The following is a 24,563-nucleotide window of genomic DNA, read 5'->3' as shown; positions in this document are numbered from 1 at the left end:
CCCGGTCAGCCGCCGAGGAAGCCCGCGATGCGCGCGATGCCCTCGGCCAGGTCGTCGTCCCCGAGGGCGTACGACAGGCGCGCGTAGCCGGGTGCCCCGAACGCCTCGCCGGGCACCAGCGCCACGTTGACCTGCTCGAGCAGCACCTCGGCGAGCTCGAGCGTGGACGAGACCGTGCGGCCCGCGATCTCGCGCCCGAGGACGCCCTCGAACGAGGGGAAGACGTAGAAGGCACCCTCCGGCTCGACCACGTCCACGCCGTCGATGGCCGACAGCTCCGCGACGGCGAGCTTGCGACGTCGGTCGAAGGCGGCGCGCATCTCGGCAACGGCGTCCTGCGAGCCACCGAGCGCCTCGAGGGCAGCGAACTGCGCCACGTTGGCCACGTTCGAGGTGATCTGCGACTGCAGCTTGTTGATGCCCTTGGCGATCTCGAGCGGGCAGATCGACCACCCGACCCGCCACCCGGTCATGGCGTAGGTCTTGGCGACCCCGTTGACCACGATGGTGCGCGGCGCCGCTTGCGGTGCGATCACCGGCAGCGAGGTCATGGTCGCGTCGCCGTAGATGAGGTGCTCGTAGATCTCGTCGGTGATCACCCAGATGCCGTGCTCGGCGGCCCAGGCGCCGATGGCCGCGACCTCGTCGGCCGGGTAGACCGCACCGGTCGGGTTCGATGGCGAGACGAACACCAGGATCTTGGTGCGGTCCGTGCGGTGCTCCTCGAGCTGCTCGACCGAGGTCCGAAAGCCCGTCTCCTTGGTGGTCGGCACCGCGACGGGCACCCCGTCGGCCAGCAGGACCTGGGCCGGGTAGCTGACCCAGTACGGCGCGGGGATGAGCACCTCGTCACCGGGGTCGACCAGCGCCTGGAAGACGTTGTAGAGGGCGTGCTTGCCACCGTTGGTGACCGTGACCTGGTCCGGGGCGACCTCGAAGCCGGTGTCGCGGAGGGTCTTGGCCGCGATCGCCTCACGCAGCGCCGGCAACCCGGCGGCGGGGGAGTAGCGGTGGGTGGCCGGGTCGGCGGCAGCACGCTGCGCGGCCTCGACGATGTTGGCCGGCGTCGGGAAGTCGGGCTCACCCGCACCGAAGCCGATGACGGGTTCGCCGGCGGCCTTGAGCGCCTTGGCCTTGGCGTCGACGGCGAGCGTCGGGGACGCTTCCATCTCGGCGATGCGTCGGGCGACAGACACGGGCAGGCTCCGGGAGCTCGGGGACGACGTCCGAGCCTACCGAGGCGCGCTCCGGCCTCGTGACCCTGCGCCACGTTGTCACCACCCACGTTGTCGTGACGGCGGCCGGGCGGTTGACTCCCGGCCTGGGCGCAGCCGCGTCCACCCGATCCCGCCGACGGAGCATCCCTCGATGGCCCCCGACCTCACCATCCCCGACGATCTGCTGCCGGCCGACGGTCGCTTCGGTTGCGGCCCCTCCAAGATCCGGCCCGAGGCGGTGGAGCGCCTGGCCGAGGTGGCCAGCGACCTGCTCGGCACCTCGCACCGCAAGCCCGCCGTCAAGGGGCAGGTCCAGCGGCTGCAGGAGGGCCTGTCCGGGCTGTTCGGCCTGCCCGAGGGCTACGAGGTCCTGGTGACGCTCGGCGGCGCCACGGCGTTCTGGGACGCCGCAGCGTTCGGCCTGGTCGAGCAGCGCTCGCGGCACTACAGCTTCGGCGAGTTCTCCTCGAAGTTCGCCAAGGCGACGGCCGCCGCCCCGTGGTTGTCCGACCCGGACGTCGTCTCGGCCGAGCCTGGGACCAGGCCCACGGCGTCGGCCGCGCCCGCCGACGTCGACGTCCAGGCGTTCACCCACAACGAGACGTCGACCGGTGTCATGCAGGATCCGGTGCGCACCGACGACGCCCTGGTCCTCGTCGACGCGACCTCGGGTGCCGGGGGGCTGCCCGTGGACCTCACCCAGACCGACGTCTACTACTTCTCGCTGCAGAAGGGCTTCGCGTCGGAGGGTGGGCTGACGGTCGCGCTGGTCTCCCCGGCGGCGGTGCAGCGCATCGAGGCGATCGCCGCGTCGGATCGGTACGTGCCGACGTTCCTCGATCTGTCGACGGCGCTGAGCAACGCCCGTCAGCACCAGACCTACAACACCCCGAGCGTCTCGACGGTGTTCCTCGCGGCCGAGCAGGTCGACTGGATGCGTGCCACCTTCGGTGGCCTCGACGGCGTGGTGGCGGCGCAGCGCGAGAAGGCCGCCCACGTCTACGGGTGGGCGAACGACCGGGCGTGGGCGTCGCCGTTCGTCACCGAGGACGCCGCACGATCGCTGGTGGTGGCCACCATCGACCTCGACGACAGCGTCCCGGCCGACGACGTGAACGCCGTGCTGCGGGCCAACGGCGTGCTCGACACCGACGCCTACCGCAAGCTCGGCCGCAACCAGCTGCGCATCGGCATGTTCCCGGCGGTCGACGCCGCCGATCTCCAGGCCTACACCGCCAGCGTCGACTGGGTGGTCGAGCGGCTCGCCTGACCGTCGGCGAGCCGCCCCCGGGTGGCGTCAGGCGATGTGGGGACGGACGTCGTCGGCGGCGTCGGCGCCGTAGACCCTGCCGAGCCGGGTCAGGAACTCGTCGGTGTCGAACTCGTACTCCTGGGTGCCGACGTGCTCGAGGACGTAGGTGGCGACCATCGAGCCGACCTGCGCCGAACGTTCGAGCGGCAGCTTCCAGGCGAGACCGGCGAGGAAGCCGGCGCGGAAGGCGTCACCGACGCCCGTCGGGTCCTCGCGTCGCTGCTCGGGGGCCGCGGGGACCTCGCACACCGGCCCGGCGGCGGTCTCGATGAAGCACCCCTTCGGCCCGAGGGTGGTGACCCGGACCCCGACGCGGGCCAGCACCTCGTCCGAGCTCCAGCCCGTCTTGCTCTCGAGCAGCGCCTTCTCGTAGTCGTTGGTGATCAGGTAGCTCGCCCCGTCGACGAGCTTGCGCACCTGCGGGCCCTCCATCCGCGCCAGCTGCTGGCCCGGGTCGGCCATGAAGGGCAGCTCGAGCTGGCGGCACTCGAGGGTGTGGCGCAGCATCGCGTCGGGGTCGTTCGGTGACACCACGACGAGGTCGAGGGCGCCGACGCGGTCGGCGATGGGCGCCAGCTCGATGAACCGCGCCTCCTCCATCGCGCCGGTGTAGAACGACGACATCTGGTTCTGGTCGAGGTCGGTGGTGCACAGGAACCGGGCGGTGTGCTTGAGCTCGGAGACGTGCACCGCCGACGTGTCGACCCCGTGGCGCTTGAGCCACGCGCGGTAGTCGCCGTCGAAGTCCTGCCCGACGGCCCCGACCAGGATCGGGGTCTGGCCGAGCTGGCCGAGCCCGAAGCTGATGTTCGCGGCGACCCCACCGCGACGGACCTCGAGCTCGTCGACGAGGAACGACAGGCTGACCCGGTCGAGCTGGTCGGCCACGAGCTGCTCGACGAACCGTCCGGGGAAGGTCATCAGATAGTCGGTGGCGATGGAGCCGGTGACGGCGATCCGCACGGTGGCCTCGCGTGAGCTCGGGGGTGGCCGCAGCGTGGGCCGGGAGACGTCTCGGGGCGAGCCCGGTCGTGGCTCGCTCACGGCGCGCAGGGTAGTCGTCGGCGACGGTCCCGCGGCACGGTCGGAGGTCGTGCGCCTATCGGTCAGCCCGAGCGCTCACCGACCAGCGTGGGGGACCGGTGCCTAGGTTCACGCACGGTCGCCACCCGGCGTGGGTGGCCGACCGGGAGCTGAGGGAGCGAGGTGGTGGTGACGCCGGTGACGGATGCTGTGGTGGACCCGGGCGAGGTGGTCGCGGGGCTGCGCCCCCACCTGCTCGTCGACGGCTACGACCTCGTCTTGGACCTCGATCGCTCGCAGGGACGACGCCTCGTCGATGCTCGGGACGGCACGAGCTACCTCGACGCCTTCACCTTCTTCGCCTCCAACGCGCTCGGCATGAACCACCAGGCGCTGACCGCCCCGGAGGTCCAGGCGGCGCTCGGCCGTGCCGCGACGCACAAGCCGTCGAACTCCGACGTCTACACCCCTGAACTGGCCCGGTTCGTCGCCACGTTCGAGCGGGTCCTCGGGGTCCCGCAGTTGCCCTACCTGTTCCTGATCGAGGGCGGCGCGTTGGCGGTCGAGAACGCGCTGAAGGCCGCCTTCGACTGGAAATCACGCCACAACGAGCAGGCCGGTCGCGACCCGGCCCTCGGGACGCGTGTGCTGCACCTGACGGGCGCCTTCCACGGACGCAGCGGCTACACCCTCAGCCTCACCAACACCGACCCGGTCAAGACCGCCCGGTTCCCCACCTTCGACTGGCCACGGATCCCCACGCCCGCGCTGCGCTTCCCGGCCGAACCGGAGGCCACCCGCGCGGCCGAGGACGCCGCGCTGGCCGCGGCGCGCGACGCCTTCGCCGCGACCCCGCACGACGTGGCGTGCACCATCGTCGAACCCATCCAGGGCGAGGGCGGCGACAACCACCTCTCGGAACGCTTCCTCACCGAACTCCAGGCCCTCACCCACGACCACGACGCCCTCTTGGTGTGCGACGAGGTCCAGACCGGCGTCGGCATGACGGGCACCCCGTGGGCCTTCCAGCAGCTCGGCCTCACGCCCGATCTGGTCGCCTTCGGCAAGAAGACCCACGTGTGCGGCGTGATGGGCGGCGGTCGACTGGACGAGATCGAGACCCACGTCTGGAAGGTTTCGAGCCGCATCAACTCGACCTTCGGTGGGGGACTGGTCGACCTCGTCCGCGCCACCGTCGTGCTCGAGACCATCGAGCGTGACGGATTGATCCCCGCCGCGGGCCGGCTCGGCCACCACCTCCTCGGCCGCCTGGAGGGCCTGGCAGCGCAGCACGCGGCGGTCACCCAGCCCCGCGGACGCGGCCTGTTCGCCGCGGTCGACCTGCCCGACGCGGCGACCCGCGACGCGGTCATCGCCCACCTGTTCGCCGTCGAGCGCGTCATGCTGCTGCCCTGCGGCGACGCCGCGGTGCGCTTCCGCCCACCGTTGACGGTGACCACCGACGAACTCGACGAGGCCGTCGACGCGCTCGAGCGCGCCGTCGTGGCCGTCACCACCCGCTGAGGAGCACCACCGTGTCCGACACCACCGCACCGAGCACCGCGACCCTCGACCTGGCCAGCCGCATCGACGGCGAGCAGGTGGCCGGGGCCACCACCATCGAGAACCCGAACCCCGCGCGCCTCGACGAGGTCGTCAGCCGGGTGCAGCTGGCGGACGCGGCGACCTTCGCGCGCGCCTGCGAGCGTGCGGTCGACGGGCAGCGCGCCTGGCGGCGCATGCCTGCTCCGGTCCGCGGCGCCGCGATCGGCGACCTCGGCCGCATCATCAGCGCCAACAAGGAGGCGCTGGCCGCCCTGGTGACTCGCGAGATCGGCAAGCCCTACCCCGAGGCCCTGGGCGAGGTCCAGGAGGTCATCGACACCTGCGTCTTCTTCGCGTCGGAGGGCCGACGGCTGTACGGCATGACGGTCCCCTCCGAGATGCCCGACAAGCAGCTGTTCACCTTCCGCCGGCCGGTCGGGGTCATGGCGGTCATCACCGCGGGCAACTTCCCGATCGCCGTGCCGTCCTGGTACCTCGTGCCGGCGCTGCTGGCCGGCAACGCGGTCGTGTGGAAGCCGGCCGACTACGCGCCCGCCATCGCCGACGCGTTCGCCCGGTGCGTCGCGGCCGCCGGCATCCCGACCGAGGCGCTGCAGGTGGTCCACGCCGACGGACCCACCACCTCCGCCGGCCTCGAGCAGGCGCTCGCCGCCGGACACGTGCAGAAGGTGGGCTTCACCGGGTCGTCACCGGTGGGCCGGTCCATCGCGGCGATGTGCGGCCAGCACCTGGTCGCCCCGACCCTCGAGCTCGGCGGGAAGAACCCGCTGGTGGTCCTGCCCGACGCCGACCTCGATCTCGCCGTCGAGGGCGCCCTGTTCAGCGGGTTCGGGACCGCGGGCCAGCGTTGCACCTCCCTCGGCGTGGCGATCGTGCACGAACAGGTCCACGACGAGTTCCTCGCCCGGTTCACCGCCGCCGTCGAGTCGGCGGCGATCGGCGACCCGACGGGCGAGGTCCTGTACGGCCCCATGCTCAGCCAGCGGTTCGGTGACGCGTTCGAGCGGTGGCTCGAGCACATCGAGCCGCACCACCGCGTGTCCGGGTCGACGGGCACCGGTCGGATCACGTCGGCCAACCCGCGGGACGGTTTCGTCGGCGATCCCGATGCCGGGATCTTCGAGCACCCGGTCATCGTCGACGGGGTCACCATCGATGACACGCTGTACCGCGAGGAGACGTTCGGGCCGATCGTGCCGGTGGTGACGGCGGCGTCGTTCGACGAGTGCCTCCACCTGGCCAACGCGCACGGCTACGGCCTGTCGAGCGCGATCTACACCCGCGACGCGAGCGCGGCGTTCCGGTTCGCCGAGGGGGTGACCGCCGGGATGCTGTCGATCAACAACTCCACGTCGGGCGCCGAGGCACACCTGCCCTTCGGCGGGAACGGCAAGTCCGGCAACGGCGCCCGGCAGTCCGGCGTGTGGGTGCTCGACCAGGTGACCCGCTGGCAGTCGGTCAACTGGGACCACTCCGGCAAGCTCCAGAAGGCGCAGATGGACGTGGCGACCGTGCCGGCCGACCTCGACTTCCGGGTGGAGGTCGCTCAGCCGTCCAACGGCACGGGCTGATCGGACGGCAGGCCCGGTAGCCCGTCGAGGCTGACGGCGTTGCGTTCGCGGTGGTAGCGCGCGAAGTACGCCTCGTCGCGCCGCAGGTGCGACCGGTCGAGCACGTCACGGTCACCGACCAGCGTCATCTCCGGCACCGAGAAGCCGCACGAGTCCGAGATCCGCGTCGCCTCGAGCACGATGATGGACCGCTGACCGTGGGTGCGTTCCTTGCTGAACCGGCCGCGCAGTTCGGCGAACTCACCATCGCCGGGTAGCACGACCCGGCCGCGGCCGTGGATGCGCACGATCCGCGGTGGGCCCTCGAACGCGCACCACATCAGCACGAGGCGACCGTTCTCGCGGACGTGGGCGATCGTCTCGGTCCCCGACCCCGTGTAGTCGAGGTAGGCGACACGGTGGTCGTCGAGCACCGTGAAGGTCCCGGCCATGCCCTTGGGGGAGACGTTCACGTGGCCGTCACCGTCGAGCGGTGCGGACCCGACGAACAGCACGGGCTGGCGCGCCAGCCAGGCGCGCAGGTCGTCGTCGATGCGGTCGTACACGGCGCCCACGTGGGCCCCCCTCGGTCGTGTCCGTTCGTGGTGTCTGTGCGGCTGATCAGTCCGCGCGGCCGCGCAGGAAGCGTTCCACCTCGGCGGCGATCTCGTCCCCGGACGGCACCTGCTCCGGGGTCATGCCCTGGAGCGGTCCGGGCTCGGCGTCGAGCTGCTGCTGTCGCTCGGCCTCGAGCACCGCGTCGTACATGGCCTCGAGGCCGCGCACGTGCTCGGTGATCTCCTCGGAGGCGGCCGCGGCCTCGTCGAGTTGGACGCGCTGTTCCTCGATGGCGTCCTCGAAGCCCGAGACGTCCACCGGCGTCCCGGTGTAGGCCGAGAGCCGTTCGAGCAGCGCCTTGGACGCCGCGGGGTAGTCGGTGGCGACGTAGTGCGGCAGCCGGGCCCACAGCCCGAGGGTGGTGAGGCCGGCCGTTCGCAGCTGCGCCTCGATGGCGACCTGACACGAGGCCGGTACGACGACCTGCTCGTGGGGTCGACCGAAGCGTGCCAACAGGTCCGTGTCCGAGGAGGTGGAGATCAGCTGGACCGGGCGGGTGTGGGGGATCGGGCCGGGGATGCTGCCGAGACCCACGTAACGTCCGACGCCGAGCGCCTCCGCGAGTTCGATGAGGTCGTCGGCAACGGCGCGCCACCGCAGGTCCGGCTCGGCGCCACCGACGACCACCAGCTTCGGCCCGGCTGGTGGGGTGACGAGGTCGACGTGCAGTTCGGGCCAGCGCGGCACGCCGAGCTGACCTCGGTCGATCTCGAGCACGGGTCGCCGGTCGCGGTAGTCGAACAGGGCGTCCGGATCGAAGACGCCGAGCTCGGTGACCTCGAACTGGTCGAGCAACAGCTCGGCAGCCGTGGTGCCCGCGGCGCCGGCGTCTGTCCAGCCGTCGAGCGCGACGACGATGACCGGGTCGGGTCCGGCGTCGGGAAGGTCGGCGGCGAGTCGAAGGAGTCTCATGCCGCGAGCCTACGGCGGGCGTGTGGTGTGCCGCCGGACCCTCCGCCCGTTCGGCGCAGGTCCGTCGCCCGTTCGATCGCCGGCGAGGTCGACACCGAGCTGCCCGGACGCGACGGAGGGGCGGCCACGAGCGGCCGCCCCTCCGTCATCACAGCTCGGAGGATCAGAGGTCGCCAGGGCGAACCGTGCCGCGGTTGTTGCCCTTCGCGCGGGTAGCAGCCTTGGCGATGATCTCGGACACGTGCTGGTTGAGCGCGTCGACGAACTCCGAGGACATGCGCACGTCCTGGGCCTTGATGGCCTCCTTGACCTTGGAGGCCACGACGACGTTGCCGACCGACGCGGCCGACGTCGCCTTCTTGGTGGCCTTCTTGGTGGCCTTCTTGGTCGACTTCTTGGCGGTGGCCTTCTTGGCCGTCGCCTTCTTCGCGGTGGCCTTCTTGGCCGTCGCCTTCTTCGCGGTGGCCTTCTTGGCGGTGGCCTTCTTGGCCGCGGCCTTCTTGGCGGGTGCCATGGCTTGTCGGTCCTCCGAGTCGGGTGTCGTACCACCCGGACGGCGGTACACGCGCGGGACCGTAACCGTCCGTTCCTCGCTCGCCTAGCACCTTCTGCACCGACCTTCTGCCGAGGATGGGCGTATCGGTCCACGATCTGCCCACTTCGGGGTGCGCGCTAGCGTCGTCCGACGACAGGTGCAGCCCGTCCCGTCGGTGCGAGCAGAGCCCGACGGATCCGCCGCATCCCGCCACCGGAGGCCACCCACGTGCCATCCGTCGAGCCCGACCTCACCACGGACGTCGCCCGGTGGCTGATCAGCGATGCGGGGCTCGACGCCATCACGCAGGCCGACGCCGACCTCCAGGCGGGTCGCAGCGAACTGCAGGTGGTGACAGCGCGACGACGCGACGGGCTCGATGCGCCGCAGGCGGCTGCTGCGGTCGGTGCTGCGCAGGCGCGTGGCCGAGCCCGAGCACGCTGGCCCGACGCGGACCGGCTGGTGTTCACCCGGACGGGTCTCGAACAGGCCAGCGATCCCACGGTCAGCGCGTGGCGAGCACGGCGGTTCGAGGCCTGCGCGGCGGTCGAGGACCGTGCTGCCGGCTGCGGCGGGGACACGCTCGCGCTGGCCGCCACGAGCGGCCACGTCACCGCTGTGGACCTCGACGAGGGCAGGCTCGTACTCCTCGCCCACAACGCCGCCGTCCGCGAGTTGTCGGTGACGACCGTCGTGGCCGACGCGCTCCAGCGGCCCGCCCCGTCCGACGGGCCGGTCCACGTCGATCCCGGTCGACGTGCCGGTGGACGGCGGGTGCGGCGCCTGGCCGACCACCGCCCGTCGGTGCCGGCGCTCGTGGACCACCTCCGTGACGTGGCGGCACGGGCGGGCCTCGCGATCGTCCTCGGCCCGGCGGTGGATCCCGAGGACGGCGACCTGCCTCCGGGCGCCGAGCTCGAGTTCGTCCAGGTCGGTGGGCAGCTGGTCGAGGCCGTGGCGTGGACCGGCGCCCTGCGCGATGCGGCCAGCCATCGGACCGCCACCATCCTGCCGGCCCCGACCGCGACGGACTCCCCCGCCGCTGCGGACGCCCCCACGCCGGTGACCCGGTCGCGCGGACCCCGTGGTCCCCGCCTGCCGGTGGGTCCGGTCGGTGACCTCCTGGTCGAGGTCGCGCCGGCGGCGGTGCGGGCCCGGCTGCACGACGAGCTCGGTGCGGAGATCGGGGCGCGACGGCTCAGCACACGGCGGGCGCTGCTGACCGTCGACGGCGACCTCGCCACCTCGCCCTGGTGGCGGGCGCGACGCGTCGAGACCGTGCTGCCCGCCGGCGCTCGGGCGATCCGGCGCTGGTTGCGCGGCGCTGACGACCGACCCGTCGAGCTCGTCCTGCACGGCGTGGCCGTCGAACCGAGTGCGTTCCTGCGGGAACTGGGGCGTCCCCGGACCGGGCCGGGGGGCCGGCGGATCGAGCTCGTACGCGGTGATGAAGGGGCGTTCGCGGTCATCACGGCCCCGCCTGGCCGGTGACCTGACGGGCACCGGCGCAAGGAGATGGTCGTCCTGCCCCGGGGTGACGCTGCCGACAGGTACGCTCACCACATGGATGACACCACCGCCCCCGCCTCCACGGCTCTGGCCGACGCTCGCCTCGACGAGCGCCGCGACTGCACCCGTTGTGATGGCTCGCAGCACCTCGTCGGTGCCTTCGATGGCCTCGGCAAGTACCGCTGCGACACGTGTGAGATGATCGTGGGGTTCGATCTCGACGCCTCCCCGGCCGAGTTCCTCCTCGACCGGGGCCTGCCGCGCACCTACACCAAGGACGTCTTCGGGCCGCAGCTGACGGGTCCCGAACGTCGGCTCAACTGACGAGCGCGTGCCGGACCCGGTCACCTGCGCCGACTGCGGTGCGAGCTTCACCCCGAGGGCCGAGCTGTTGGAGCGGTTCCCCGGGTGGACGCCGCGCACCTGCCCGTCGTGCTACCGCAAGGGCAGCGGTGGCGGGCGACCTCGCGGCGGCGGACGCTCCTCGGTGGCGGCCCCGCAGCTGACCCTGGACCAGGCACGGCAGCTGCCGGCCAGCGGACCCGACAGCGGGCTGTTCACCGACGGTGGCTGCGTCCCCAACCCCGGTCCTGGCGGCTGGGGCGCCGTCTACGTGGTCGACGGCGAGGTGGTCGACGAGGCGCACGGCCACGATCCGGCGACGACCAACAACCGCATGGAGCTGACCGCGATCGCCCGCGGGATCGAGCTGGTCCCGGTGGGCACGCCGTGCATCGTCTGGTCCGACTCCAACCTCGCGGTCCGGACCGTGAACGAGTGGGCCGCCGGGTGGGAGCGGCGCGGCTGGAAGCGCAAGGCCGGTCCCGTGGAGAACCTCGACCTGGTCCGGCCGCTCTACGAGGCCATGCGCAGCCGTCCCGAGCTCGAGCTGCGGTGGATCAAGGCCCACGCCGGACACCGCTGGAACGAGTACGCGGACGCGCTGGCCAACACCTGGAACACCGCGGGCACCTGAGTTCGTCGACCGGCCTGCGAGGTCCGGCCGTCAACCGACGCCGAGCAGCCGTGCGAGCGCCGTGACCCCGGCCCCGAGGACCACCACGAGGCCGAACGGTGCGCCGCGCCAGACGGCGACCGCCGCCACGCCGACGCCGAGCAGGCGGGCGTCGAGCTGCAGACCGCCGTCGCCGCCGCCGACGGTCTGGGTGGCCACGAGCGCGGCGAGCAGCGCGGCTGGGAGCAGATCGGCCACGCGTGCCAGGCCGGGCGACAGCTCACGGCCGGCGGCGGCGACGGGGCCGACGGCCTTGAACGCGAAGGTGCCGGCGGCCAGGAGCACCATGGCGATCAGGGTCGGGCTCACGCTCGTTCCTCGTCGGTCGTCGGCGACCGGTCCGTCGCCTCGTCCTGGGTCCGAGGCGCGTCCGGTGCCGCTCGCAGGCCGGCGAACGCGCCGAGGGCCGCCGCCAGCAGTGGCAGGCCAGCGGGCACGAAGGGGGTGAGCGCGACCGCGAGGAGCGCCCCGGCAGCCGCGGCCCGTCGGCCCGCCGAGCTGCGCAGCCAGGGGGCCAGCAACGCCACGAACCCGGCGGGGAACGCCGCATCGAGGCCGAACACCTCGGGATCACCACCGATGAGTTGACCGCCGTAGGCACCGACCGCGGTCATGACGATCCACGCGGTGGCCACCGACGCGCCGATGCGACGGAACCTGGCGGTCACCTCCGCGGGTGGGGCGCCGCGGGCGGCGGCGCCGACCGCCAGGGCGACGGACTCGTCGACGACCAGGTAGGCGTCCGCCAGACGACGGGGGAGCGGTCCCCGGGGCAGCGCCCGCGAGATGGCCAGCCCGAACGCGACGTAGCGGACGTTGAGCAGCAGGCCGCCGATCGCACCGGTCAGCGGGTTGCCACCGGCGGCGAGCACCGCGACGAACGCGAACTGCGACCCACCGGCCAGCACGAGCAGGCTCGAAAGGGTCGCGATCGCCGGTGACAGCCCGGCGGCGGTGGCCAGGACCCCGTAGGACAGCCCGTACGCGCCCACGGCCAGCCCCACGGCCACCGTCTCGCTCCAGCCGGGAGCGGCCCCGCTGGTGGCGGGGGCGGTCGCGATCGTCCGGTTCACTGGAGGCATCGGTCGGTAGTCTGGACGAGGCGTGGCGTCCTGTCGAACCGGACGCCGCGTCCGGTGCACGGAACGCGCGGACGTCCTGCGCCGAGGCCCGCTCGCCGAGATCACCGAGGAGCACGGACGTGGATCGCACCGACGGCGCAGCAGAGGACCCGGCCGACGCGGCCCAGCTGCGGGAGAGGGTCGCGGCGAGCGTCCGCGAGCGCCGGCTCCGGGACGGCCGGAGCCTGGCCGAGCTGGCGTCCGCCGCCGGCATCGGCAAGTCGACCCTCCACGCGATCGAGACGGGGGACGCCAACCCGTCCATCGAGACCATCTGGGCGCTCGCCCGAGCGCTCGCCGTCCCGTTCGGGGATCTGCTCGACCCGCCGGCCCCGGCGGTCCGGGTCGTGCGGGCAGGGGAGGGGCCGCGCATCGACGCGGCCGAGGGGGCGGGGATGGTGGCCCACCTGGTGGCGACCACCGGCTGCGGTGCGCGCACCGAGTGGTACGTCGTCGATGTCGCCGTCGGTGAGTCCCCGCCGCGCGACGGCCACACGACCGGGACCGTGGAGCACGTCTACGTCGTGGCCGGCACGCTGCGGGTCGGGCCCGACGCGGCGCCCATCGACCTCGAGGCCGGCGACCTGGCCACCTTCCCCGGGGACGTCACCCACCGCTACGAGGCCCTCGCGGAGGGCACGCGCGCGCTGCTCCTGGTCGAGTACCCCTAGCGTCCACCTGCCGCGCCGATCGTCCGCCGCACCGTCGTCCCGCTGTCCGAGGAGCATCCGTTGGCCGCTGTCGTGACCGAGGGCTTGCGCCGCCGGTTCGGGACCACCGACGCGCTCGCGGGCGTCGACCTCGAGGTCGCCGAGGGCGAGGTCATGGGCCTGCTCGGACCGAACGGTGCCGGCAAGACCACGCTCGTGCGGATCCTGGCGACCCTGCTGCCCCCGACGTCCGGTCGTGCGTGGGTCCTCGGTCACGAGGTGACCGCCGACCCCGCCGCGGTCCGCGAGCGCATCGGGCTCACCGGCCAGTACGCGGCCATCGACGGGCTGCTGACCGGGCGTGAGAACCTCGCCATGTTCGGGGAGCTGTTCCACCTCTCCGCCCGCGATGCCCGCCGGCGCGCCGACGAACTGCTCGAGCGGTTCGACCTCGGCGACGCCGCAGACCGACGTGCGAGCGGCTACTCCGGGGGCATGCGGCGACGGCTCGACCTCGCCTCGTCGCTGCTGGTGCGCCCTCGGCTGCTGTTCCTCGACGAACCGACGACCGGGCTCGACCCTCGCAGCCGCAACACGATCTGGCAGGTCACCCGCGAGCTGGTCCAGGAAGGCACGACGCTGCTGCTGACCACCCAGTACCTCGAGGAAGCCGACCAACTCGCGGATCGGATCGCGGTCATCGACCACGGCCGGATCATCGCCGAGGGGACGGGTGACGAGCTCAAGGATCAGGTCGGGGGACAGGTGGTGGAGGTGCGCCTCACCCACCCCGGCGAGAGCGAGCGCGTCCTCGCGATCCTGCCCGGAGCCGAGCTGGTGGGGGCGGACCGGATCCACGTGGGCGTCGGCGAGCAGCCAGCGCTGGCGGCGCTCGCGCGGGTGGCCGACGTGCTCGCGGCCGAGGAGGTGGACGTCCGGGGTGCGGGGCTCGCCCGCCCGACCCTCGACGATGTCTTCCTCGAGCTGACCGGCCACCCGGCACCGGTCGACGAGGTCACCGTCGACCCGGGGGAGGACGTGGCGTGACCGCGCGGACGCCGCCGCTCGCTGACGCTGCCCCACCGAGCCTGGACGCATCGGCGCGGCCGGCCCGCCCCCGGTGGTGGTGGGCCGGCCGTGACACCTGGACGGTCACCAAGCGCAACCTGCGCCACTTCGTGCGACAGCCTCGGCTCCTGGTGTTCTCCACCGTGCAGCCGGTCATGTTCGTCGTGCTGTTCGCCTTCGTCTTCGGGGGTGTGGCCACCACGGCGCTGCCCGAGGGGACCACCTACATCGACTTCCTGATCCCCGGCATCTTCGTGCAGTCGGCCGCCTTCCGGACCACCCAGACGGCCGTCGGTCTCGCCGAGGATCTCGAGCGCGGTGTCGTCGACCGGTTCCGGTCGCTGCCGATGGCGCGGGTCGCGGTCCTGGCGGGCCGGACGGGCGCTGACCTCGTGCGCAACGTGGCCGTGCTGCTGCTGATGGCGGGGGTCGGTTACCTCATCGGGTTCCGGTTCAGCGAGGGCGTCCTCGCCGCCGTCGGCAGCTTCGCGGTGGTCGCCCTGTTCGGGTTCTCGTTGAGCTGGGTGTTCGTCTACGTCGCCCTGCACGCGCCGGGGGCCGAGACCGCCCAGTCCGCCGGGTTCGTGACCATCTTCCCGTTGGTGTTCGCCTCGTCGGTGTTCGTGCCCGTCGAGACGATGCCGGGTTGGCTCCAGGTGTTCGCGGCCAACAGCCCGGTCACCGCTGCGGCGGACGCGGCACGTGGGCTGGCGATCGGAGGGCCACTGGCCCGGCCGATGACGATGACCTTGGCGTGGTGCATCGGCCTGTTGCTGGTGGCCGTGCCGCTCAGCAGTCGGCGCTACCAGCGCATGACCTGACGGAGCCTGCGCTCAGCCCGCGTCGCTGAGCGCCCGCCTGGCGGCACGCCGGTGGCGTCGGGCGAGCAGCGCCCCGGCTCCGGCTCCGAGCAGGACCCCGATGTCGAGCCCGATGAGCGCCGCGAACGTCAACACGGGACCGGTGACACCGATCAACGCACCGACGCCAACGCCCGCGGCGGAGCCCGCGACCGCGCCGATGCCGAGCAGACCACCGTACGAAGCGCTGGCGGGGACGACGACCGCCGCACCGTCCCAGGAGCTGCTCGCCGTGGAGGCCGCGGGGGCGACCGCTGGAGACAGAACGCCGGTGACAGGCCGCTGGGGGATCGCCCGGTCGGCGATGGATCCAGCACGCTCGCTGGAGACCTCGAAACGCTCCATCACGGTCACGGTGGCTCGTCCTCCCGGCGGGGGTCCTGCGGGTCCGTCGCGGGCCACCACGGGTGTGTCACCTTCCGTGGGACCTCTACTTCCTCAATCGGCCACGCCTGCGCCCCACTAGAGCGACGAGGGTACTGTTCTGGCCTGACGGACGGAACCGCGCGTCCAACGCTCGTTCCCGCCGCGCTGGCCCCTCCCAGAGGGCTAGGGGCCGGGGCCGTTCGGCGGCGCGACCTGACCCGCTCGCCCCAGCAGTGCGGTTGCCGTGCTGCGCACCTGGAGACGGACGACCCGAAGCCCGTCGTCATCGTGTCGAACGATGCTCGCAACCGTTCCCGGTTCGAGTGGGTCCACGTCGTGCGCATCACGTCGCGTCCGAAGCGGCCGTTGCCGACCATCGTCGAACTCGGTGATGCCGACGCACCGTTCACCGGGCGGCTGATGGCCGACGAACTGGAACTCGTCCACCAGGACGACCTGGAGGATCGTCGTGGTTCGCTCAGCCGTCAGACGATGCATGCGTTGGACGAGGCCCTCAGACGGGTGCTGGCCCTCTGAGGGGCCCGCTCCCGAAGCCCGCGGAATCCCCCATAAGCGACATTACGTAAACCAACGGTTCCGGCACCCCTCCCCACCCGTTCAGCTGCTGAGGGCGAGTGCCACGCCGCACAGCAGACCGCCGGGGGCGGTCACCATCACGACGCGGGTGAAGATCCGAGCCGGTCGTGCCGCGCCGACCGCGACGGCCACCGACGCGGCCCCTGCGGCCAGGAACGCGCCGGCGACGGTCAACGCGGCGATCCCGGCCGCCTGCTCGACGGCCGTGGGCGGGGTGAACATGCCGCCCACACCGATGAGCCCGATCAGGACGGCCGTGTAGGTCGCCAGCGCCGACACGATCGCGCCGGCGCCCCCAGCGACGAGGAGCAGTCCACGGGCAGGCCGAGCGGGCTCGGCGGCAGGAGGCCGCTCCCACACCGGCGGCTCCACACCCGCTCCTCGACGACGCACCCCGAAGGGAGCGAGCAGCGTACGACGGTCCGGTCGGGAACCTTCGGACGTCGTGTGCCGACCGACGTCTCGTGTCGGGCAGGTGGAGCGCCTGGAGGCGGTCATCGCCGCGCCCATCCGCTCCACCTCCTCGGGGTGCTCGCGGAGCGTCGGCCGTCCACGCCGGGAATGTCAGGACATGCCGCTCCGTTGACGCGGATGTGCAGTGCCCCACTGCCGCTCCCACACCCCTGGAGGACGCCTCGTGGCGACCGTGGACCTGACCGCCGAGACCTTCCCGAGCACCATCGACGACCACGACATCGTCCTGGTCGACTTCTGGGCGTCGTGGTGCGGTCCGTGCCGCACGTTCGGCCCGATCTACGAGCAGGTGTCTGCCGGCCACGACGACATCGTCTTCGGCAAGGTCGACACCGAGGCCGAGCAGCAGCTCGCCGCCGAGTTCAACATCCGGTCCATCCCGACCCTCGCCATCATCCGCGACAGCGTCGTGGTGTTCTCCCAGCCCGGCGTCGTCCCGGCCGAGGCGCTCGAGGACCTGATCGGTCAGGTCCGCTCCCTCGACATGGACGAGGTCCGTCGCGAGATCGCGGCACAGTCCGCCTGACCGTGCACACGATCGGTCGCAACGAGGAGGCCCTGACGTGCGCAGACTGACGCTGACCACCATGGCCATGGCCGCGTTCGGCGCGCTCCTGGCTGGTTGTGGCACGTCGAACCCCGACGCCGCGTCGGCCACCGGATCCGACGCGGCGACGGTGGAGGCCGTCGCAGCGCAGGCTGACGGGCGCGTGGTGATCGACGTGCGTACCCCGGAGGAGTTCGATGCCGGCCACGTCGACGGTGCGCTGCTGATCGACGTCCAGCAGCCGGACTTCGAGGCGCGGGTGTCCGAGCTGCCGCTCGACGAGGCCTACTTCGTCTACTGCCGCACGGGCAACCGATCGGGGCAGGCGATCGAGCGCATGCGCGAGCTCGGGTTCACCGACCTGGTCAACGGCGGTGGCTTCGACGAGCTCGCCGAGGCGGGGCTGGACACCAGCACCTCCTGACCCGCCAGGTGGAGCGGATGGGTGCCGTCAGGACCGCGTCCATCCGCGCCACCTCGCTCAGGAGATGGAGACCTCGAAGCCGCCACTCTCGCCGGCGAACCCGCGGATGCTCAGGCGGTAGGTGCCGGCCTCGAGGTCGACCTCCAGCAACGGGTCGAGGTCGTCGCCACCGACGCGCTGGACCCCGCTCCCACCCCGGTCGTCGTTGAACGCTCGCGTGTCGCCGGACCCGTCCCGCAGTTCGGCGACCCCGTCGAAGCCACCCTGGCCACGTACATCGATCGTGACGTCGCTGAACGCGTCGATCACGAGATCGACCTCGAACGCACCGTCCCAAGGGACGCTGCCGCTGACGACGTCACCGACCCGCACCTCGCCGCCGAACTCCACGTCGCCCGCGGTGCCACCGAAGTCATCGCCGTCGAACGCTGTGCCACCGAAGTCATCGCCGTCGAACGCGGAGATCCCGCTGAACACGCCGATCGACACGAAGGCGACACCGGCCAGGACGACGAAGGCCGCGATCCCGACGAGGAGCAGGCCGGTACGCGCACCCTTGCTCGATCGCGTTGGTTCCACCGGGTCCCACGAGGTCGGGCTCGACGTGTCGGCCCACCCGCCGCTGGTGTCGCCCCAGGTGGGGGTGGCCCCAGGCGCTCCCGGCGGTGGCGTGGACGGGGCGGACGCGGTCCCCGACGACGCGGCGGCGAACCCTGCGCCACCAGCCACTGCCCCGCTCCCCCACACCGGGCCACCGTCCGCTGCCCCTGGGGGCGGCACGGTCGGAGGTCCGGGCGACTCGGACACCGCAGGTGGATCGGGCTCTACGGCCGTGGAGACCGGTTCCGGATCGGGCGCAGGCACCGGATCGGGCGCAGGTGGCGGTTCGGGTTCGGGTGCCGGTTCGGGCTCCGCAGCAGCGGGAGCCGGTTCCGGGTCGGGCTCAGGAACCGGTTCGGGCTCCACCGCAGCGGGAACCGGTTCCGGGTCGGGCTCGGGCGTCGGTTCCGGCTCGGCCTGGGAGGTGGCCTCTGGCTCGGTGATGACGTCGGTGACGTCCGGCTCGGCTTGCTCGGCGGGTGCGAACGCCGGGTCGGGCGTGACGTGGTCGGTCCACCGCTCACCGTCCCACCAGCGCAACTGGCCGGTGACGCCGCTCGGATCGGTGTACCAGCCGGCTACTGCGCTCACGTATCGCTCCTGACCCCGTCGGGCGGACCCGCCCGGTCGACCTCGCCCTACCCCTCGTAGCACGGGAGGACTGTAGAGCAACGTCGGCACGGAGCGGGGTGCGAGGGCTAGTGTCGGGACACAACGCACCTTCGATGAGGCGGCGGTGTGGAGCACAACTCGCGGTGGCTGGAGCGTCCGACGCTCGAACGACGGCTCGATGCGGCCCTCACCCACCGGTTGACGACGCTGACGGCGGCGGCCGGGTACGGCAAGTCCGCCCTGCTCGACCGCTGGGGCGCGGCCGTCGGCGCCGTCCACCACCGGCTCGGCCCGGAGGACGGCGACCTGGTGCCGTTCGCCAGGCACGTGGTCCGGGCGATCCGTGCCAGGGTCCCCGACCTGCCCCGCGAGCTGACCCAGGCGCTCGACGGGCCCCTCGGCCCGTCGGCACCGACCGACGCGGCAGCCCGGGCGACCGGCCTGGCGAGCCTCCTCAGCGAGTCGCTCCAGGGCGAGCTGCGACGCGACCTCGTGCTCGTCCTCGACGACATCGGGCACCTGGACGCCGGGAGCGCGTCGGCGCAGTTCCTCGACATGCTGCTGCGCAGCGGGCCGCACCGTCTGCACCTCGTGACGGCCTCGCGCACCGCACCGCCCTTCGCGATCGAGCGCCTCCGCGGGCAGCAGCAGGTGCTGGAGTTCACCGCCGCCGACCTCACGCTCGACCGTGACCAGGTCCGCCGGTGGACGGCCGCGGTCGCGGGGACCGACGGTGCCATCGCCGACACCATCGCCGAGCGCACCGGCGGCTGGCCCGTCGCGGTGATCGCGCTCGCCCGCCAGCTCGAAGGTCGGACCGACGCGACCTCCCCGGACGACCCGGTGCTGGCCGATCCCCTGCCGGCCTACCAGCAGCTGGTCGTCGACGCCTTCGACGCCGCCTCGCCCGAGGGCCGTCAGCTGACGCTGTTGGCGACCGCCGTCCCTCACCTCTCCCCCGCCCTCGCCCAGGCGGTCGGCCTGCCGCCCGACGAGCTCACGGTCGTGCACCGGGCGGGGCTCCTGCTCGACCTCGCCCCGGACGTCGTGGACGGTTACCGCGCGACGCCGGCGGCACGGGCCGCGCTCGGTGGGCGTGCTGCCACCGACCCCGAGACCGCCGCTCTCGTCGCCGCGGCGGTGTCCTGGTTCCTGGATGCCAGCCGGCCCGACCTCGCCCTGGACACCCTCCTCGGACGGGACGACATCCCCGCGCTGGAGGGGCTCCTCGGCACCTACGGGTCGGACCTGGCGACGGGGCGGGCCGCAGCGACGTTGATCAGGGCGTTGGAGGGCCCGGCCGCCGAGTTCGGAGCGACCGCATCCGGCCGACGGCTGCTCGGCCTCGCCCGGCACACGGTCGGTGACTGGGACCGCGCGCAGGGGCTGCTGGCCGCGAGCCTCCACTCGACCAAGACCGACGCGACCGTGGCGTGGCGGCTCGGGCTCCTGCACCACATGCGGGGCGAGCTCGACGAAGCCCTGCCGATCTACGACCAGGGTCGTCACGGCCTGCCGACAGCCGAGGCGATCATCTGCACCGCGATGTACGCCACGGCCCGGTGGCTGCGCGGCGAACGCGACGCGTGCGCCGAGGCGGCCCACGAGGCGTTGGACCGTGCGCTCCAGCTCGGCGAGGACCGGCCGCTGGCATCGGCCCACACCGTGCTGGCGATGCTGGCCGCCCTCGACGGGCAGCGCCGCGCCAACGACGCCCACTACCTGCGCGCCATCGAGCACGCCGAACGAGCCGGAGACGTCTTCCAGCTCGTGCGCATCCGGGTCAACCGCGCCTCGCACCACATCGAGGAGGGCAACTACACCGAGGCGCTGGTCGAGCTCGACCGCGCCGGGTCCCTCGCCGAGGTGACCGGCTTCAGTCCCTTCACCGCCGTCGCGTTGTCCAACCGCGCCGAGGCGCTCGTCCACCTCGGCCGGCTCGAGGAGGCGGCGGCCGACGCGACCGAGGCCGTGGCGATGTGGCGGGCGATCGGTTCGCGCCTGGTGGTCTACGGCCTCGAGCAGGTCGGGATGGTCCAGGCACTGCGCGGCGACCGCGCCGGTGCGGCTGCGACCCTGCAGGCCGCGGTCGCGGAGGCCGAGTCGGCGTCGGATGCGCAGGGCCTGGTGTCCTCGCTGGCGGCCTTCGCGGACGTGATCCGTGACGACGACCCGGCCGAGGCGCTCGCCACCGGCCGCCGTGCCGTGGCCGAGGGCACCGGCATGGCCTACGTGGCGGCGTGCCTGGCCACCACCCGAGCTGCCATCGCCGCGGGCGAGCGCGCGGTGGCCCGCGAGCACCTCGAGCGGGCGCGGGACGAGGCGGTCACGCGTCGCGACGCACCGGCCCTCGCGGCCGTCACCGAGCTACGGGCGACGCTCGACGGCGACGAGGACCTGGCCCGCGAGGCCGTCCTGGCCTGGGGCGAGCTCGACGATCCCATCGCGCGGGCAGGTGCCGAGCTGACCGTCGCCGAGATCGTCGTGGGCCAGGGTGAACGGCAGGACGTGGTGGCCGCGACGGCCGAGCGGGTCGCGAGCGAACTGCACGCCATCGGGTGCCGGGTGTACGACGACCGGGTGGCTCGCCTGCAGCCCCGGGGGGTCAGCCGCCACGAAGGGGCGGCCGTCACCGTCCAGACCCTCGGCGGGTTCCGGGTGCTGCGCGACGGGGTGGCCATGGCCCGCAGCGACTGGCAATCGCGCAAGGCCCGGCTGCTGATCAAGCTGCTCGCCAGCCAGCACGGCAGGGCCACGTCACGTGACTGGCTCGCTGAACAGCTGTGGCCCGACACCGACCGCGAGGTCGCCGACCGCCGCCTCCGGGTGCTGGTCTCGACCGTCCGCGGCCTCCTCGACCCCGACCGTCTCCACCCGGGCGACCACTTCCTGGTCAGCGACCAGGACGCCATCCACCTCGACCTGCGTCACGTCACCCTCGACGTCGTGCAGCTGCGCGACCTCGTCGAGGAATCGGCGAGCCTGGACGCGCAGGGCCACCCCGAACGGGCCCTCTCCCGCTGGCGCGCCGCCGAGGCGGCCTACACCGGCGTGTTCTGCCCGGAGGAGCTGTACGCGGACTGGTCGGTGCGGACCCGCGAGGAGCTGCGCACCGCGTTCGTCCAGGCCTGTACCCGGGTCGCGACGGCGGACGCGGATGCGGGCAGGTACGACGACGCGGTCCGGCGCTGGCTGCGGTTGCTGGAGACCGACCCGTACGACGAGCGGGCCCACTTCGCCTTGATCGACGCGCTGATGCGTAGCGGCCGGCCGGCGGAGGCGCGCCGCCGCTACCGCACCTACGCCGAGCGTGTCAGCGAGCTCGGCGTCGAGGCGGTCCCGTTCCCCGGAGCCTGAACGCGACCTGAACGCGGTGTTGGATGCTGCTGGGTGGCCGCGCGGTGGCGTGGCAGGGGCATCCGAGGAGGGGTTGTGGTGCGCACGGTGATCGTGCGTCTCGCTGAGGCGCCGGCCGATGGCCACCTGCGGGGCGTGCTGGAGGTCCTCGGGATCGACGGCCCGATCACCTTCGCCGACGACGAGCAGCTGCTGGCGCTGCTCCGCACGGCCCTGGCGAGGCGTGACGCCGCCCGAACGGACGACCTGAACCCCACCTGAACGGGCCTGACCACAGTGGGCTACGTCAGGGCACGAGCGAAGCGAGGATCGACAGATGGGGACGGCATGGAGCGGGGAACGGGGGCCGCAGGGGTGCGGCCGGGGGACGTAGGGGTGCACTCGGGGATGGGGCGAGTGGTAGAGGGAGGCGGCCGCGGAGCACAGGTCGGCCGCCTCCCGAGACCCTCGGGCAGCCACCACACGGCGGGTCCGGCGTGGTGATCGCCGTGGGCGCCATCAGCATCGGCACGCTCCACGTGATCGTGGTGATCGTCCTGGTCGTCATCGGCGTGTCGCGCCTCGTGCGACTCAGCCGGACGTTCGGTGAGCGCCTGCCGGAACGTGTCGATGCGGACGCCGAGTTCGAGGTCGCCTCCGGCATCGGGTGACCTGGCCGAGGTTCCGGCCGTTCCAGGGTCCTGCCGCGGCACGCACCGGTACCGTGCGAGGAGCGGAGGTTCCGGCACCGAACGGGGACGGGCACCGCACCCGGGGTGCAGGAGGGCCGTCCGTGCCGAACGCCATCGAACTCGTCGAGGTCACCCGACGTTTCGGTGAGCTGACCGCGGTCGATGGCGTGTCGTTGCACGTCGAGCAGGGCGAGATCGTCGGCCTGCTCGGCCACAACGGCGCCGGCAAGACCACCATGATCCGGGTCATCAACGGCCTGCTGCCAGCCGACGACGGCACCGTCCGCGTCCAGGGCCTCGACCCGCAGACCCACGGCGAGACGGTCCGGCGGATCACGGGCGTCTTGACCGAGTACCCGGCGCTCGACCAGTTCCTGACCACGCGCGAGAACCTCGAGGTCTACGCGCGGATCCACGGCCTCCACGCCGATGCCGCACGTCCCGTGATCGAACGGCTCCTGGAACGCCTGACCCTGACGGCGAAGGCCGACGAGCCCGCCCGCAGCCTGTCGGCCGGGCTCAAGCAACGCGTCGCGTTGGCACGCGCGCTGGTCCACGATCCGCAGATCCTGCTGCTCGACGAGCCGACCACCAACATGGATCCGGTCGCGGCGCGCGACGTCCGTGACCTCGTCGTCGAGTCGGTGCGCGACCGGGGGCGCACGGTCCTGCTGTCGACCCACAACCTCGCCGAGGCCGAGATGATCTGCGACCGGGTCGCGATCGTCCGGGACGGGCGCCTGCTGACCGTCGGTGCCCCGTCGGACCTCCGCCGGTCGTTCGGTGGCGCGGCCGGTGCCCGCATCCAGGGCCGCCCCGGGGGCGCCGCCGACCTCGTCGCTGCGATGCAGGCGGTCGGCGACGCGGTGACCGTGACGCGGGTCGACGACCGCACACTCGAGGTCACCGGCGGACCACCGGTACCGGCGCTGGTCGCCCGGGCCGTGGCGGCGGGCCTGGAGGTGCACCGGGTGGAGCCGATCGAGCCGTCCCTCGAGGACCTCTACGTCCGCCTGCACGATCGGTCCGTGCCGCTGGCCGTGTCGACCGTGTCGGCCGTGCCAACCGTGCCCCCACCGCCCCCTCCCCCGCCCCCGTCGCGGTCCGCCTCGGAGGTGCGCTCGTGAACCGCGGCGCCGTCTGGGCGATCGCCCGCAAGGACCTGCTGACGGTCGTGCGCAACCGGGGCGTGCGCACGCCGCTGATCGTCGCGCCGTTCGTGATCCTGGTGCTGCTGCCGCTGCTGCTGGTGGGTGCCAGCACGATCCTCGTCGGTGCGGTACCGGAGGCCATGGACGTCACCGATTCCCCCATCGGTGGCCTGCTGGACCCGTCGGTCCAGGAGCAGGTCCTCGGGGGGCGGGCGGCAACGGGAGAGGCCGCCTACGCCATCTTCGTCCTCGAGGTGTTCCTCGCGCCGCTGTTCCTGCTGGTCCCGCTGATCACCGCGACGGTCATCGCCGCGGACTCGTTCGCCGGTGAACGTGAGCGCGGGACCCTCGAAGCGCTGCTGCACACGCCCACGACCGACCGTGAGCTGCTGACCGCCAAGTTCCTGGCCGCGTGGATCCCCGCCGTCACGGTCGCGCTGGTCGGGTTCTTCGCCTACAGCCTGCTGGCCAACGGGCTGACCGCCAGCGCCATCGGCAGCATCTGGTTCCCGACGGTGACGTGGCTGATCCTCGCGCTGTTCGTCACGCCGGCGCTGGCGGCCCTGGGCCTCGGCGTGATGGTCATCGCCTCCAGCCGGGTGAAGTCCTTGCAGGCGGCCCACCAGGTCGGTTCCCTGATGGTCCTGCCGGTCCTGGTGCTGCTGATCGCCCAGATCACCGGCACGCTGCTGCTCAGTCCGACCCTCGTCGCGGTCATGGGCGTGCTCATCTGGGCGGCGGCCGCTGCCTGTCTGACGCTCGGGGCAGGCTCCCTACGCCGTCAGCGCCTGGCCGCGTCGATGTGACC

General features: G+C 72.7%; 27 protein-coding genes. 17 read left to right on the top strand and 10 right to left on the bottom strand.

Annotated elements, in window-relative coordinates; all coding sequences use genetic code 11:
• Positions 1-5: 5 nt before the first annotated feature.
• Positions 6-1,169, bottom strand: coding sequence for an aminotransferase class I/II-fold pyridoxal phosphate-dependent enzyme (locus NITAL_RS17580; RefSeq protein ID WP_052669770.1), 1,164 nt, complete (start codon positions 1,167-1,169; stop codon positions 6-8).
• A gap of 199 nt (positions 1,170-1,368) precedes the next feature.
• Here NITAL_RS17580 and serC point away from each other — a divergent pair, with 199 nt between their 5' ends.
• Positions 1,369-2,487 (top strand): phosphoserine transaminase, encoded by a 1,119-nt coding sequence (gene serC / locus NITAL_RS17575; RefSeq protein ID WP_052667489.1) that lies wholly within the window; start codon positions 1,369-1,371, stop codon positions 2,485-2,487.
• 27 nt (positions 2,488-2,514) lie between these two features.
• On the opposite strand, the gene NITAL_RS17570 is transcribed toward serC, so the two are convergent.
• Positions 2,515-3,492 carry a PfkB family carbohydrate kinase gene (locus tag NITAL_RS17570; protein WP_052667488.1) on the bottom strand — a complete coding sequence of 326 codons (978 nt, stop codon included), beginning with the start codon at positions 3,490-3,492 and terminating at the stop codon, positions 2,515-2,517.
• Positions 3,493-3,750: 258 nt separating this feature from the next.
• On the opposite strand from NITAL_RS17570, the gene lat reads away from it, so the two are divergent.
• Both lat and NITAL_RS17560 read left to right on the top strand, forming a co-directional pair.
• Positions 3,751-5,076 carry an L-lysine 6-transaminase gene (gene lat, locus NITAL_RS17565; protein WP_211262482.1) on the top strand — a complete coding sequence of 442 codons (1,326 nt, stop codon included), beginning with the start codon at positions 3,751-3,753 and terminating at the stop codon, positions 5,074-5,076.
• Positions 5,077-5,087: 11 nt separating this feature from the next.
• The gene (locus NITAL_RS17560) at positions 5,088-6,689 is read left to right on the top strand and encodes an aldehyde dehydrogenase family protein (RefSeq protein ID WP_083441712.1); all 1,602 of its coding nucleotides are present in this window, start codon (positions 5,088-5,090) and stop codon (positions 6,687-6,689) included.
• Here the strand turns inward: NITAL_RS17560 and NITAL_RS17555 are convergent.
• From NITAL_RS17555 to NITAL_RS28615, 3 genes are all read right to left on the bottom strand, one after another.
• Positions 6,665-7,243 carry a pyridoxamine 5'-phosphate oxidase family protein gene (locus tag NITAL_RS17555; RefSeq protein ID WP_052667486.1) on the bottom strand — a complete coding sequence of 193 codons (579 nt, stop codon included), beginning with the start codon at positions 7,241-7,243 and terminating at the stop codon, positions 6,665-6,667. The genes NITAL_RS17560 and NITAL_RS17555 overlap by 25 nt on opposite strands.
• Before the next feature lie 46 nt (positions 7,244-7,289).
• Positions 7,290-8,198 carry a PAC2 family protein gene (locus tag NITAL_RS17550; RefSeq protein WP_052667485.1) on the bottom strand — a complete coding sequence of 303 codons (909 nt, stop codon included), beginning with the start codon at positions 8,196-8,198 and terminating at the stop codon, positions 7,290-7,292.
• Between the two features lie 163 nt (positions 8,199-8,361).
• Positions 8,362-8,712, bottom strand: coding sequence for a hypothetical protein (locus NITAL_RS28615; RefSeq protein ID WP_052667484.1), 351 nt, complete (start codon positions 8,710-8,712; stop codon positions 8,362-8,364).
• 249 nt (positions 8,713-8,961) lie between these two features.
• Between NITAL_RS28615 and NITAL_RS17540 the strand changes: the two genes are divergently transcribed.
• The 3 genes from NITAL_RS17540 to NITAL_RS17530 all read left to right on the top strand — a co-directional run bounded on the left by NITAL_RS17540 (position 8,962) and on the right by NITAL_RS17530 (position 11,218).
• The gene (locus NITAL_RS17540) at positions 8,962-10,224 is read left to right on the top strand and encodes a class I SAM-dependent methyltransferase (RefSeq protein ID WP_052667483.1); all 1,263 of its coding nucleotides are present in this window, start codon (positions 8,962-8,964) and stop codon (positions 10,222-10,224) included.
• Positions 10,225-10,296: 72 nt separating this feature from the next.
• Positions 10,297-10,566: a hypothetical protein gene (locus tag NITAL_RS17535; protein ID WP_157041921.1), complete on the top strand. Its 270-nt coding sequence runs from the start codon at positions 10,297-10,299 to the stop codon at positions 10,564-10,566.
• A 7-nt stretch (positions 10,567-10,573) separates the two neighbouring features.
• Positions 10,574-11,218, top strand: a complete 645-nt coding sequence (locus tag NITAL_RS17530; protein ID WP_211262481.1) for a ribonuclease H family protein — start codon at positions 10,574-10,576, stop codon at positions 11,216-11,218.
• 30 nt (positions 11,219-11,248) lie between these two features.
• Here NITAL_RS17530 and NITAL_RS17525 read toward each other — a convergent pair whose 3' ends face one another.
• Both NITAL_RS17525 and NITAL_RS17520 read right to left on the bottom strand, forming a co-directional pair.
• Positions 11,249-11,566, bottom strand: a complete 318-nt coding sequence (locus NITAL_RS17525) for an AzlD domain-containing protein (RefSeq protein WP_211262480.1) — start codon at positions 11,564-11,566, stop codon at positions 11,249-11,251.
• Positions 11,563-12,330, bottom strand: a complete 768-nt coding sequence (locus NITAL_RS17520; RefSeq protein WP_052667481.1) for an AzlC family ABC transporter permease — start codon at positions 12,328-12,330, stop codon at positions 11,563-11,565. Before NITAL_RS17520 ends, NITAL_RS17525 begins: the two co-directional genes overlap by 4 nt.
• A 128-nt stretch (positions 12,331-12,458) precedes the next feature.
• Here NITAL_RS17520 and NITAL_RS17515 point away from each other — a divergent pair, with 128 nt between their 5' ends.
• Genes NITAL_RS17515 through NITAL_RS17505 form a run of 3 tightly spaced genes read left to right on the top strand, consistent with a single transcriptional unit; the run spans position 12,459 to position 14,917 of the window.
• A complete protein-coding gene (locus NITAL_RS17515; protein ID WP_211262479.1) occupies positions 12,459-13,049 on the top strand; it encodes a helix-turn-helix domain-containing protein in 591 nt (196 codons plus the stop codon).
• 60 nt (positions 13,050-13,109) lie between these two features.
• Complete coding sequence (locus tag NITAL_RS17510; protein WP_052667480.1) at positions 13,110-14,075, top strand: ATP-binding cassette domain-containing protein; 966 nt, start codon at positions 13,110-13,112, stop codon at positions 14,073-14,075.
• Positions 14,072-14,917, top strand: a complete 846-nt coding sequence (locus tag NITAL_RS17505) for an ABC transporter permease (RefSeq protein WP_052667479.1) — start codon at positions 14,072-14,074, stop codon at positions 14,915-14,917. The genes NITAL_RS17510 and NITAL_RS17505 overlap by 4 nt, the downstream gene beginning before the upstream one ends.
• A gap of 12 nt (positions 14,918-14,929) precedes the next feature.
• On the opposite strand, the gene NITAL_RS28155 is transcribed toward NITAL_RS17505, so the two are convergent.
• Complete coding sequence (locus NITAL_RS28155; RefSeq protein ID WP_211262478.1) at positions 14,930-15,301, bottom strand: hypothetical protein; 372 nt, start codon at positions 15,299-15,301, stop codon at positions 14,930-14,932.
• On the opposite strand from NITAL_RS28155, the gene NITAL_RS29245 reads away from it, so the two are divergent.
• Positions 15,239-15,859, top strand: coding sequence for a type II toxin-antitoxin system PemK/MazF family toxin (locus NITAL_RS29245; RefSeq protein ID WP_281175605.1), 621 nt, complete (start codon positions 15,239-15,241; stop codon positions 15,857-15,859). The genes NITAL_RS28155 and NITAL_RS29245 overlap by 63 nt on opposite strands.
• A gap of 81 nt (positions 15,860-15,940) precedes the next feature.
• On the opposite strand, the gene NITAL_RS17490 is transcribed toward NITAL_RS29245, so the two are convergent.
• Positions 15,941-16,291, bottom strand: a complete 351-nt coding sequence (locus tag NITAL_RS17490; protein WP_052667476.1) for a hypothetical protein — start codon at positions 16,289-16,291, stop codon at positions 15,941-15,943.
• A 265-nt stretch (positions 16,292-16,556) separates the two neighbouring features.
• Between NITAL_RS17490 and trxA the strand changes: the two genes are divergently transcribed.
• Positions 16,557-16,919, top strand: a complete 363-nt coding sequence (trxA, locus tag NITAL_RS17485) for a thioredoxin (RefSeq protein WP_052667475.1) — start codon at positions 16,557-16,559, stop codon at positions 16,917-16,919.
• Between the two features lie 37 nt (positions 16,920-16,956).
• Complete coding sequence (locus NITAL_RS17480; RefSeq protein ID WP_052667474.1) at positions 16,957-17,364, top strand: rhodanese-like domain-containing protein; 408 nt, start codon at positions 16,957-16,959, stop codon at positions 17,362-17,364.
• Positions 17,365-17,421: 57 nt separating this feature from the next.
• On the opposite strand, the gene NITAL_RS17475 is transcribed toward NITAL_RS17480, so the two are convergent.
• Positions 17,422-18,555 carry a DUF2510 domain-containing protein gene (locus NITAL_RS17475; protein WP_052667473.1) on the bottom strand — a complete coding sequence of 378 codons (1,134 nt, stop codon included), beginning with the start codon at positions 18,553-18,555 and terminating at the stop codon, positions 17,422-17,424.
• Between the two features lie 147 nt (positions 18,556-18,702).
• On the opposite strand from NITAL_RS17475, the gene NITAL_RS17470 reads away from it, so the two are divergent.
• From NITAL_RS17470 to NITAL_RS17455, 5 genes are all read left to right on the top strand, one after another.
• The gene (locus tag NITAL_RS17470) at positions 18,703-21,933 is read left to right on the top strand and encodes an AfsR/SARP family transcriptional regulator (RefSeq protein ID WP_052667472.1); all 3,231 of its coding nucleotides are present in this window, start codon (positions 18,703-18,705) and stop codon (positions 21,931-21,933) included.
• A gap of 78 nt (positions 21,934-22,011) precedes the next feature.
• Positions 22,012-22,194 (top strand): hypothetical protein, encoded by a 183-nt coding sequence (locus NITAL_RS17465; protein WP_157041919.1) that lies wholly within the window; start codon positions 22,012-22,014, stop codon positions 22,192-22,194.
• A 227-nt stretch (positions 22,195-22,421) separates the two neighbouring features.
• On the top strand, positions 22,422-22,583 hold the full coding sequence (locus NITAL_RS27445) for a twin-arginine translocase TatA/TatE family subunit (protein ID WP_157041918.1): 162 nt from the start codon (positions 22,422-22,424) through the stop codon (positions 22,581-22,583).
• A 122-nt stretch (positions 22,584-22,705) separates the two neighbouring features.
• Complete coding sequence (locus NITAL_RS17460) at positions 22,706-23,731, top strand: ABC transporter ATP-binding protein (protein WP_052667470.1); 1,026 nt, start codon at positions 22,706-22,708, stop codon at positions 23,729-23,731.
• Positions 23,728-24,561 carry an ABC transporter permease gene (locus NITAL_RS17455; protein WP_052667469.1) on the top strand — a complete coding sequence of 278 codons (834 nt, stop codon included), beginning with the start codon at positions 23,728-23,730 and terminating at the stop codon, positions 24,559-24,561. The genes NITAL_RS17460 and NITAL_RS17455 overlap by 4 nt, the downstream gene beginning before the upstream one ends.
• The last annotated feature ends 2 nt before the right edge of the window (positions 24,562-24,563 follow it).

This window comes from Nitriliruptor alkaliphilus DSM 45188 (assembly GCF_000969705.1).
Lineage (GTDB): Bacteria > Actinomycetota > Nitriliruptoria > Nitriliruptorales > Nitriliruptoraceae > Nitriliruptor > Nitriliruptor alkaliphilus.
The sequence above is the reverse complement of the archived record's forward strand: the minus strand, read 5'-3'. Positions and strand labels throughout refer to the sequence as shown.

Coding starts and splice junctions, on each gene's coding strand:
- NITAL_RS28155 (WP_211262478.1), bottom strand. CDS start 15,301: ATGGAGCGTTTCGAGGTCTCCAGCGAGCGTGCTGGATCCATCGCCGAC.
- NITAL_RS17550 (WP_052667485.1), bottom strand. CDS start 8,198: ATGAGACTCCTTCGACTCGCCGCCGACCTTCCCGACGCCGGACCCGAC.
- NITAL_RS17580 (WP_052669770.1), bottom strand. CDS start 1,169: ATGGAAGCGTCCCCGACGCTCGCCGTCGACGCCAAGGCCAAGGCGCTC.
- serC (WP_052667489.1), top strand. CDS start 1,369: ATGGCCCCCGACCTCACCATCCCCGACGATCTGCTGCCGGCCGACGGT.
- NITAL_RS17535 (WP_157041921.1), top strand. CDS start 10,297: ATGGATGACACCACCGCCCCCGCCTCCACGGCTCTGGCCGACGCTCGC.
- NITAL_RS28615 (WP_052667484.1), bottom strand. CDS start 8,712: ATGGCACCCGCCAAGAAGGCCGCGGCCAAGAAGGCCACCGCCAAGAAG.